Here is a 9,173-nt window from a genome sequence, read left to right as displayed (position 1 = left end):
ACAAAGGCTTATAGCCGTAGAGGAAACCACCCGTTGGACGGGTGGTCCTCATTTATTTTAATTAAAGAACTGAAATATTTTCAGCTTGTGGACCTTTAGGACCTTGAGTAATTTCAAAGCTCACTTTTTGGCCTTCTTCTAAAGTTCTAAATCCGTCTGAATTAATTTGAGAGAAATGTGCGAAAACGTCTTTTCCGTCTTCTCCTGTAATAAATCCATAACCTTTGTCTGAGTTAAACCATTTTACTGTACCATTCATGTATGTGTACCTCCTAATTTATATTCCTTAAATATATGAAATATCTATAACAAATACATTTCTAATTAGGATAATACTCAATCATGAGAACTAATTGAAAACATTTATGTTAAATTTATTTACTATTAATTTAAGTACTTGTTTATAATATCATAGTTTATTATATGTGTCAAACAAATAATTCTTTATCATTTTTAGCATTACTATTTCATATATTAATAGGGAAAATGTATTGGAAAAGGGGTAGAGATATGTCTATAGATGAAAGAAAAGCAGTAAATCCTTTTAAAAACGTAGTTCATCCCTCTAGAGTAAAGGCTGTTTTACGAGAAGGTACTATTATGAGGGAGAAAAATGTGGACAACTCTCAAACTGTGGATACTGTCTTTTCAGGAGAAATTGTGACAATACAACAAGACCGAGGATATCTTTGGTATCAAATCAAAAAAAAGAATGGTAAAGTAGGTTGGGTACCAAGAGAAGTACTATACATCCCAGAAAATGAGCCGACAAATAGAAACCAACTTACTAAAAAAGAAATAGAAGGTCATATTAGATGGCGAAAACTAGATAGCAAAACAGATACTCTTATTTGGGTAGATATTGATCGTCAATTAACTTATGTATTAAAGAAAAACGAGGGCACAGAATCCTGGCTATTAGAAAGGACAATTATATGCTCTACTGGAGATAATAAATCTCCTACAAAAACAGGAATATATAAGATCAAAGATAGGGGAGAGTGGTTCTACTCTGATTATTTTAATAGTGGTGCAATGTACTGGGTTCGCTACTGTGGCTCTTATCTTTTTCATTCTGTAGCCATGGATAAGGATAGAAATATTACCAATGATACCCTAGGGAGAAAATCATCAGCCGGTTGCATTCGAATGAGCCTAGATGACAGTAAATGGTTCTATGAAAATAGCCCAAAGGGAAGTACGGTGTTTGTATATTAAAACAGGTGGTAAGAAAAAGCTTAAAAACTGAAAGAAATGGTTGGTCAGTTAGATGGGAAAAAAGCGGAACTTGATAGGGGGAAGCGAAATGAAAAAGCAGCCAAACTCGCCTTTAAGCGAGAAAGGGCAAGGGCGAACTGTGTTCGCCCCATGCTTTTTATTTAGAACTTAGAACTAAAATGCTGAAGGCGCTTTAAGCATCGGCAGTAGGATATTGAAGTAGAAATTATTTAATTCTACTTCAATATCTATATTCTTTTGATAATAACTCCAAAGACAAGCTAAGCCTATTAAATAAGTATAGATAAAATGGGCTATTTCGCTTGAGTGAATGGTAGGGGTAAAACAGCCCTTTTGTTTTCCTTTATTCAGGATGTTTTCCAAGATAATTCTTTGAGTTGTGTGAGGAAAGGGTGCCCTAGGTTCAAAGATATCTGATTGTATAGGTGGGATAATAGTCACATTTTGAAAATCCTCTAATCTAAAATGATTTAAATACCAATCAAATATGGCCCTTAGTTGTTCGTCAGCTGGCAAATGTATACAATTGTTATAAAAAGTCATCAAGTCACCTTCTGTATTGCGATAGCTTTTTAATAATAGATCTGACTTTGATTTAAAATAATAATAAAAGGCGCCTTTTGTTAAACCTAGATCTGTACATATTTCATCTATGGTTACATTGTCGTAACCTCTTTTTTCAAACAGTTCAAATGCTTTATCTTGTAATTCTTTTTTTGTACTCTTTCCTTTATTACCCATAATATCAACCCTAAAAATATATTTGTTTTATTAAGAAATACGGAATGCAATGAATAATTACGTCTGCGATTGTTTACACTTTTGACTGAAATCTTTTCACTTTCTTATATTAGGATCGAAAGTAATGTGATTTTACAAAGATTAGTTACCGATATAGATATTATAACAGATTTTAGAAAGGTATTAATGTATTAGTAAAATTTTATATGAACATAATTATGAAAAGTTATAAAATAGTATAGTATATTGACACGCATACTAGGGCATGTTAATATGTACTCAAACATACTTGAGTATGTAATCAAGGAGGGTGTATAATGTTTAGTTTGAAATCGTTAACAAAAGCTGTAGAAAATCTAGATGAAGAAGTGGTATTAGATACGATTAAAGAGTTTGTCGCTACTAATCCAAGTGAAGATGAAGGACAAGCAGCTGTTGCAGCTTGCCAAGATGGTATGGCAATCGTTGGGGATTTATTCGAACAAGGCGAATATTTTGTAGGAGACTTGATATTTGCTGGAGAATTATTAACTGAAGCAATCAATGCCTTGAAACCAGTAATTGGAAGTGGAACTACTTCTAAAACTGGAAGTATTATACTAGGAACAGTACACGGTGACTTACATGATATCGGTAAAAACATCTTTAAGAGCATGGCTGAAGCAGCAGGATTTGAAGTATACGATTTAGGTATTGATCAACCTGTGGAAGCTTTTGTAGAAAAAGTCAAAGAAGTAAAACCAAATATCGTTGGTATGAGTGGCGTACTTACATTAGCTCTTGAATCTATGAAAGATACAGTGGATGCATTAAAAGAAGCTGGTGTTAGAGATGATGTTAAGATTATCATCGGTGGAAACCCTGTAACAAAAGAAGCTTGCGACCATATCGGATCTGACGCATTTACTACAAATGCAGCAGAAGGCGTTAAAATATCTCAAAAATGGATTTCATAAATAACCTATTACTAAGTAATTAAAATAACCTTACATATAACAAAATTTGAGCGGAAAAAAGAGGAGATACATTTTTGTATCTCCTCTTTTTTCGAAAGCGAAAATTTACTTCCTGCGTCATGTAGTATTTATTAATTATCTTTGCTAAAAAATGACCCTAAAGGAGTACACGGATGCGGGTGACTAAATTATCATTCAACAGATTTTAAAGACTCTACCATGTGTACTTTTTTTAGCTTAAAGTGTACTGCAATATTTATAATGATTGAGAACAGTAAAGTCAAGATTGCTGAAAGGATGTAACTTTGTACTGTAATATTTCTTCCAAACATCAAATCATTCGTTTCTGCCGTTTGCATGACGAACTCATGAAGGAGAGTTCCTAGCCCACTTCCTACAAGAATACCTATAAAGGTAAGTGCAATATTTTCTCTGTAAATATAAGCAGATACTTCATTGTCATAAAAACCAAGAACTTTTAGGGTGGCAATCTCTCGTATTCGTTCATTAACATTAATATTTGTCAGATTGTACAGCACGACAAAAGCTAGTAAGCTAGCTGATAGGATCAAGACCAATACGACAATGTTTAAGCTTACAATCATATCATCAAATATTTCTACATTATCTAGGGTAAAATGAACCCCTACGATATCATCAGATTTCATGAGCTTTTCAGAAAAATGATCTCTGTAGTTTTCTGAATCGTCTTTTAAATTTGAGAGAATCACATTGTTGGTAATATTTTTATCAAAGCTCTGCTCATAATAGTCACGGGTCATATAGACATAATGCGAAATATAGTTTTCTGCAATACCAGTTATTTCAAAACGTAGAGGTTTATTATCAGAGTCTTCTACTTGGATCTCATCACCAATATCAAGGTCTAACAAAAGAGATAGTTTTTTTGTAATAACCACACCATCTTGATCTAGTTTGATTGGTTTATGGTTTTCATATGTCCTTAAATGGATAAATTCATTTAATTTATTTTCATCATTTGGCACAAATATGGTGATTGGATAATCTGTTCCTTGGTTTGAGGCTTTTGTACTATTTGTATAAACCGGCAAGTAATTTGTAATGTTTTTCTGAGATTGAAAAACTCTGTGGATTTCATTCATGTCTGCATCGTCTTTTAGTACTGTCATCATCTGGTAATGAGAGATCTCTCCAAATTGCATTTTAGAAATATCTGATATGGAATCTTTAACACCGAAACCGATCAAAATTAAAGATGTACTTCCAGCAATGCCAATAACGGTCATAAGCATTCTCTTTTTGTAACGAAATAAATTTCTCACAGTAACCTTAGTAGTAAAACTCATTCGATTCCATAGGATGGGTATTTGTTCTAGGAGTACTCTCTTTCCAGTCTTTGGAGCCTTAGGGCGCATAAGAGCTGAAGGTGGCGAAAGCAATTCCTTATAGCAGGCTAAGTAGACAGACAAACTAGTACATATAAGAGCAGCTAGAATAGAATACAGAGCAAAATCCATATGGAAGGGTGTAATAACAGAAGGTAAATCGTACATAATCCCATAAGCTGTAAAGATTACCCATGGGAAAAGGCGAAATCCTACGGTAAGACCCAATATGCTTCCTACAAGACTAGCTAAATTGGCATAGAAAAAGTATTTAGAGACAATAGAAATTTTGCTATAACCTAATGCTTTTAATGTCCCTATTTGCATACGTTGTTCTTCAACCATTCTAGTCATAGTTGTTAAGCTTACTAATGCGGCAACGAGTAAAAAGAAGACAGGAAATACTTTAGCAATAGCATCAATTCGATCTGCATTTTGACCAAATTCCGTATAACTTGGATTGTCGGCTCTAGTATTGACATACCAGATTGGCTTTTCGATATCTGAAATCTCCTTTTGTGCATCATCAATTTCCTTTTGGCCATCCCCTAATTCTTTGTTTGCCTTGTCAACTTCCTTTGTAAATTTATTTTTTTCATTCTTTAATGTTTCTTGAGCCTTTGCGAGCTCTGCCTTTCCTTTATTGATCTCAGAGATTCCTTTTGTTTTTTGTACATTAAGTTCTTTTTGTCCTTGATTAAGGCTACCTTTGCCAGCATCTATCTGCTCTTTTGAAAGAGAGAGTTCCTCGCCCTTAGCCTGTAATAGTGCTAAGGCTCCTTGATACTGTCCTAAGGCTGCTTCGTATTCTTCAAGGGGCAAATTATCCTTATTTTCATTTAAGGACTTTATGTTTGCTTCTATTTCCTTTACGCTTTGATTATACTGAATCAAACCTTCTTCATAGGCTTTTTGTCCTAAAGAAAGCTCCTCAAGACCTGCATCAATTTTCTTTTGGGCACTATTAATTTGGGACCAAAAAGAATTTTCTTGATTTTTTAAGGTTTCTAGACCATCGTCAATTTTTTTCTGAGCATCCCCAAATTTCTTATTGGCTTTTTTAATACCGTCCTCTAATTCTTTTCTTCCATCTTGTAGTTCACCTTTTGCATCGTCTAATTTGGATTGGGCTTCAGAGAGAATTTCGTTATATCTTCCTTCTTCTCGAACACCAGCGGTTTTCTCTAAAGATTTTACTAATTGGTCAACCTTGTCTTCATAAGCAGATGAGTAGCTAGATTGATTTTGTGCTGATTCGCTGAATAAGTAAACCTCAGTATATACGTCTAACAAAACATCTTCTTCTGGGATCATAAGATAATAGTCTATTGAACCATTTCCTATTGACGAATGACCTCTTTCATAGGAAATATACTGTGGGCTATATATGGTTCCTACGATGGTATACTCATCTTTTACTAAATTATCAGAAAGATTTTCATCTTCATTTGTAAGTTTAATCGTGTCGCCTATATTGTATAAGTTTTCTCGAAGAAATGCAGATTCTACAACACACTCTCCAGATTTTTCAGGCATACGTCCTTGGACGATTTGTACACTATTGATTTTTGTTGACTTTGATAATGTATGTACTCTTACAGTATCTTGCACGTAACCTTTTTCAGCGTATACATCTAGAAAATGAGATGGATATACATCTATGTCATCAGCAGTTTTTTCTATTGCGTCTATATCTTTTTCGTCAAATCCCATAGTAGAAAGGATTCGAATGTCCATTAATTGTTTTTCGTCGTAATAAGTATCAGCGGTTAATTTCATATCTTTGCCACTAGCTTTAATTCCAGCAAAGAAACCAACTCCTATAGCGATAATGGCTAATATGGATATAAAACGGCTAAAACTTTTTTTGATCTCACGTAGGGTATCTTTTACTATAGTATTTTTCATATAGACCTCTTTTACTTTAAAGTGAATTACATATTATTAAATTATAAGAGTCTTTTCTTATTTCGTCAATTATTAGAGGATTTCTGAAAAGAGTAGTTTTCACTCTTTTTTTCATGTATAATAAACTACTGTTTAGAAAACAATGCCAAAGAAAGGTAAGTCAAAAATTAGGTGATAAAATGAAATTTTCAGATTTTACTATAAGCGATGAAGTTCTTAAAGCTTTAGATAAATTAGATTACGATAGTCCTATGGAAGTGCAAGAACAAGTGATTCCGCTAGTGATGCAGGGGAGGGATTTGATCGTAAAATCCCAAACGGGAAGCGGTAAAACGGCAGCCTTTGCTATTCCTTTATGTGAAAAAGTGCAAATCGAAGAGAAAAAACCTCAAGCTTTGATTTTAGCACCAACAAGAGAGTTAGCTTTGCAAATTAAAGAAGATGTTCAAAACATCGGTCGATTCAAAAAAGTCAGGGCAACTGCACTCTATGGAAGGCATCCCATTGATTTGCAAAAGAGGGAGTTACGCCAAAGGGTCCATATAGTCGTAGGGACGCCTGGTAGAACAATGGATCATATAGAAAGAGGTACTTTAGATATTTCATCTATTAAATACTTGATTATCGATGAAGCAGATGAAATGTTAAATATGGGATTTATTGATCAAGTAGAGGGAATTATCAAAACTTTGCCCCCAAATAGAGTCACTTTATTATTTTCCGCGACTATGCCAGAGAGAATTGAAGAAATATGCAATGTTTACATGAAAGACAGCAAAAATATTGAGATTACATCCAGCTACACTACTCATGAAAAGATTCAACAATACTACTACAAAGTCCATAATGAAGATAAAATATCTGTTCTTATGAAAATTATCGATACGGAAAAGACTGGAAGCTCTATTCTCTTTTGCAATACGAGAGAGAAGGCAGAGGAAATAGGAAACATCTTAAAGAAAAACAAATATTCTTGCGCTATCTTACATGGTGGAATGACTCAAAGGGAGAGATTTCAGACCATAAACGCCTTTAAAAAAGGAGAAGTTCAATTTTTAGTAGCTACAGATGTTGCAGCAAGGGGTATTGATGTAGAAGATATTACTCATGTCATTAATTACGAAGTTCCCTACGAGAGAGAAAATCACGTTCATAGAATTGGACGAACAGGTCGTAAAGATAATAAAGGTGTAGCTATTAGCTTGGTAAGTGAAAAAGAAAGCAGAAGATTTGAAGAAATAGAAGATTATCTAGGATATAAAATAGAAAAATTTAGTCTAGAGAGTTTGCAAGAAGCATTTGAAGAAAGCGTTTACTCTAAACCTAAAAGAGCAGTAATCCGAAAGACGAACAAAGCTGCAAAAATTAATAAAGAAATAACGAGAATAAGAATCAATGCAGGCAAAAAGAAAAAAATACGACCTGGTGATATTATGGGCGCATTGACACATATCGAAGGTATTGAAGCAGATCAAATTGGAATAATAGATGTACAAGACACCTGTACCTATGTAGAAATTTTTGAAGGCAAGGGCATGATGGCATTTAAAGGACTACAAAATTCTACTATTAAGGGAAAGAAGTTTACGATGAAAATTGTTAACTAGGTGGTCAGGTAGTCAGGTAGTCAGGTGGTCAGGTGGTCAGCAAAAGCACGGAACGGTGTTCCACCATTCCGTCTTACGGTCACCTTTGGTGACCCAGCTTTCAGCATTCAGTTATTGAGGTTTTTCCGTCCACCGTCCAACGAACCAACCGGCCAACCACAAAATTTACTTTATTTTCAGTAGTAGTATCATATCTGCACTTTCAAGTAGTATTCCTTCTTCCACATCCTCTTTCACTTGACCGTTAATGCTAGTGAAAATGAGTTTTGCTTTTACTTTTTCGTTTTCGATTTCAATAGACATATCTTCAACAGAGGATGTAATACCTTTTTCTATAGCTTTAATATCACTGTTTTTATAAATATCTAATACATAATCTAGAATATTTTGAGATAATAAAATTTCCTCTCCTTTTTTAATGGTTAATTCGTTGTTATTTCTATAGTATTTTATGTCTAGGTCTTTAGTAGATATAATTTGTTCATTCCATGTGCTAATATTAATGTAATAATCATAATTTGTAATATCTAAAGTGAAGCCTCCATTCATATCTAAATTATAATAGAAGTATTCGTTGTCAAAATAATCATAAGGATTGTAAGGAAAACCAAAAACCGATTCCATATCTGATACAGTAAAATTTTCAGGAAGGGACTTTAAATCTTCAAATTGGTGGTACATTTCAAAATAGTTGATAATATTAGTGATTTCTTTTTTGCTTTCAGAAGGAATAGATGTATTCGCTACAATGGCGCCATCGACTAACATATTGTTCTCTAACAAAATCTCATCAAAGCGACTATTTTGACTACTTATAGCAAAAGAAAAACTGCTTAATGGGCCTAAAATGGCTATGAGCATTACAAGGGATAAAGTAATGGGCACGATGATATTTTTTGCCTTTTTTGCGATTGAATAATAAAGCATAATGCCTAAAACCCAAAGACCTAACAGTACTACATAGTATCTATTTTCTGTAATACCGTACTGATTAATGCGAATACCAATGGATACGAACATCATTGCCAAAATAGGGATAATTATTTTAGGAAAGACATTTTTAAATATTCTTCCTACAGGATTATCCTTTAAAATAGGGGATATTAAAAAGATCACTCCGACACTAATAGATGAGTACCATAGAACTAAATGGGATACTAAACCCTTTGGCCACTGACTTGTCATGAGAATTTTAGCAAAGTATACATATAGTATTAAGGTGTATACGCTAATTAATGGGATGATGATATAAAGCAATAAGACTTTTAAGGACCTAGAATAAGTATAACTCTCAAGCTCATCTTTACTCTCCAAGTATCTTTCCTATTTCTATATTTTTAAAAGATTTTATAATC

7 protein-coding genes are annotated in these 9,173 nt (G+C 33.6%); 3 read left to right on the top strand and 4 right to left on the bottom strand.

The window, feature by feature from the left end:
- Window positions 1-61 precede the first annotated feature (61 nt).
- Window positions 62-259 (bottom strand): cold-shock protein, encoded by a 198-nt coding sequence (locus Q7P22_RS00725; RefSeq protein ID WP_113920581.1) that lies wholly within the window; start codon window positions 257-259, stop codon window positions 62-64.
- A 251-nt stretch (window positions 260-510) separates the two neighbouring features.
- Between Q7P22_RS00725 and Q7P22_RS00720 the strand changes: the two genes are divergently transcribed.
- Window positions 511-1,218 carry a L,D-transpeptidase family protein gene (locus Q7P22_RS00720; RefSeq protein ID WP_303859635.1) on the top strand — a complete coding sequence of 236 codons (708 nt, stop codon included), beginning with the start codon at window positions 511-513 and terminating at the stop codon, window positions 1,216-1,218.
- Window positions 1,219-1,392: 174 nt separating this feature from the next.
- Here the strand turns inward: Q7P22_RS00720 and Q7P22_RS00715 are convergent, their stop codons facing one another.
- The gene (locus tag Q7P22_RS00715; RefSeq protein ID WP_303859634.1) at window positions 1,393-1,980 is read right to left on the bottom strand and encodes a TetR/AcrR family transcriptional regulator; all 588 of its coding nucleotides are present in this window, start codon (window positions 1,978-1,980) and stop codon (window positions 1,393-1,395) included.
- Between the two features lie 317 nt (window positions 1,981-2,297).
- On the opposite strand from Q7P22_RS00715, the gene Q7P22_RS00710 reads away from it, so the two are divergent.
- Window positions 2,298-2,936 carry a B12-binding domain-containing protein gene (locus Q7P22_RS00710; RefSeq protein ID WP_303859633.1) on the top strand — a complete coding sequence of 213 codons (639 nt, stop codon included), beginning with the start codon at window positions 2,298-2,300 and terminating at the stop codon, window positions 2,934-2,936.
- 191 nt (window positions 2,937-3,127) lie between these two features.
- Here Q7P22_RS00710 and Q7P22_RS00705 read toward each other — a convergent pair whose 3' ends face one another.
- Window positions 3,128-6,211 (bottom strand): FtsX-like permease family protein, encoded by a 3,084-nt coding sequence (locus tag Q7P22_RS00705; protein WP_303859632.1) that lies wholly within the window; start codon window positions 6,209-6,211, stop codon window positions 3,128-3,130.
- A gap of 179 nt (window positions 6,212-6,390) precedes the next feature.
- Here Q7P22_RS00705 and Q7P22_RS00700 point away from each other — a divergent pair, with 179 nt between their 5' ends.
- Complete coding sequence (locus Q7P22_RS00700) at window positions 6,391-7,818, top strand: DEAD/DEAH box helicase (RefSeq protein WP_113920586.1); 1,428 nt, start codon at window positions 6,391-6,393, stop codon at window positions 7,816-7,818.
- 165 nt (window positions 7,819-7,983) lie between these two features.
- Here the strand turns inward: Q7P22_RS00700 and Q7P22_RS00695 are convergent, their stop codons facing one another.
- Complete coding sequence (locus Q7P22_RS00695) at window positions 7,984-9,132, bottom strand: DUF4153 domain-containing protein (RefSeq protein ID WP_303859631.1); 1,149 nt, start codon at window positions 9,130-9,132, stop codon at window positions 7,984-7,986.
- Between the last annotated feature and the right edge of the window lie 41 nt (window positions 9,133-9,173).

This window comes from Alkalibaculum bacchi (genome assembly GCF_937875145.1).
In the GTDB taxonomy this organism is placed as follows: domain Bacteria; phylum Bacillota; class Clostridia; order Eubacteriales; family Alkalibacteraceae; genus Alkalibaculum; species Alkalibaculum bacchi_A.
This window is presented reverse-complemented; position numbering and strand designations above follow the sequence as displayed.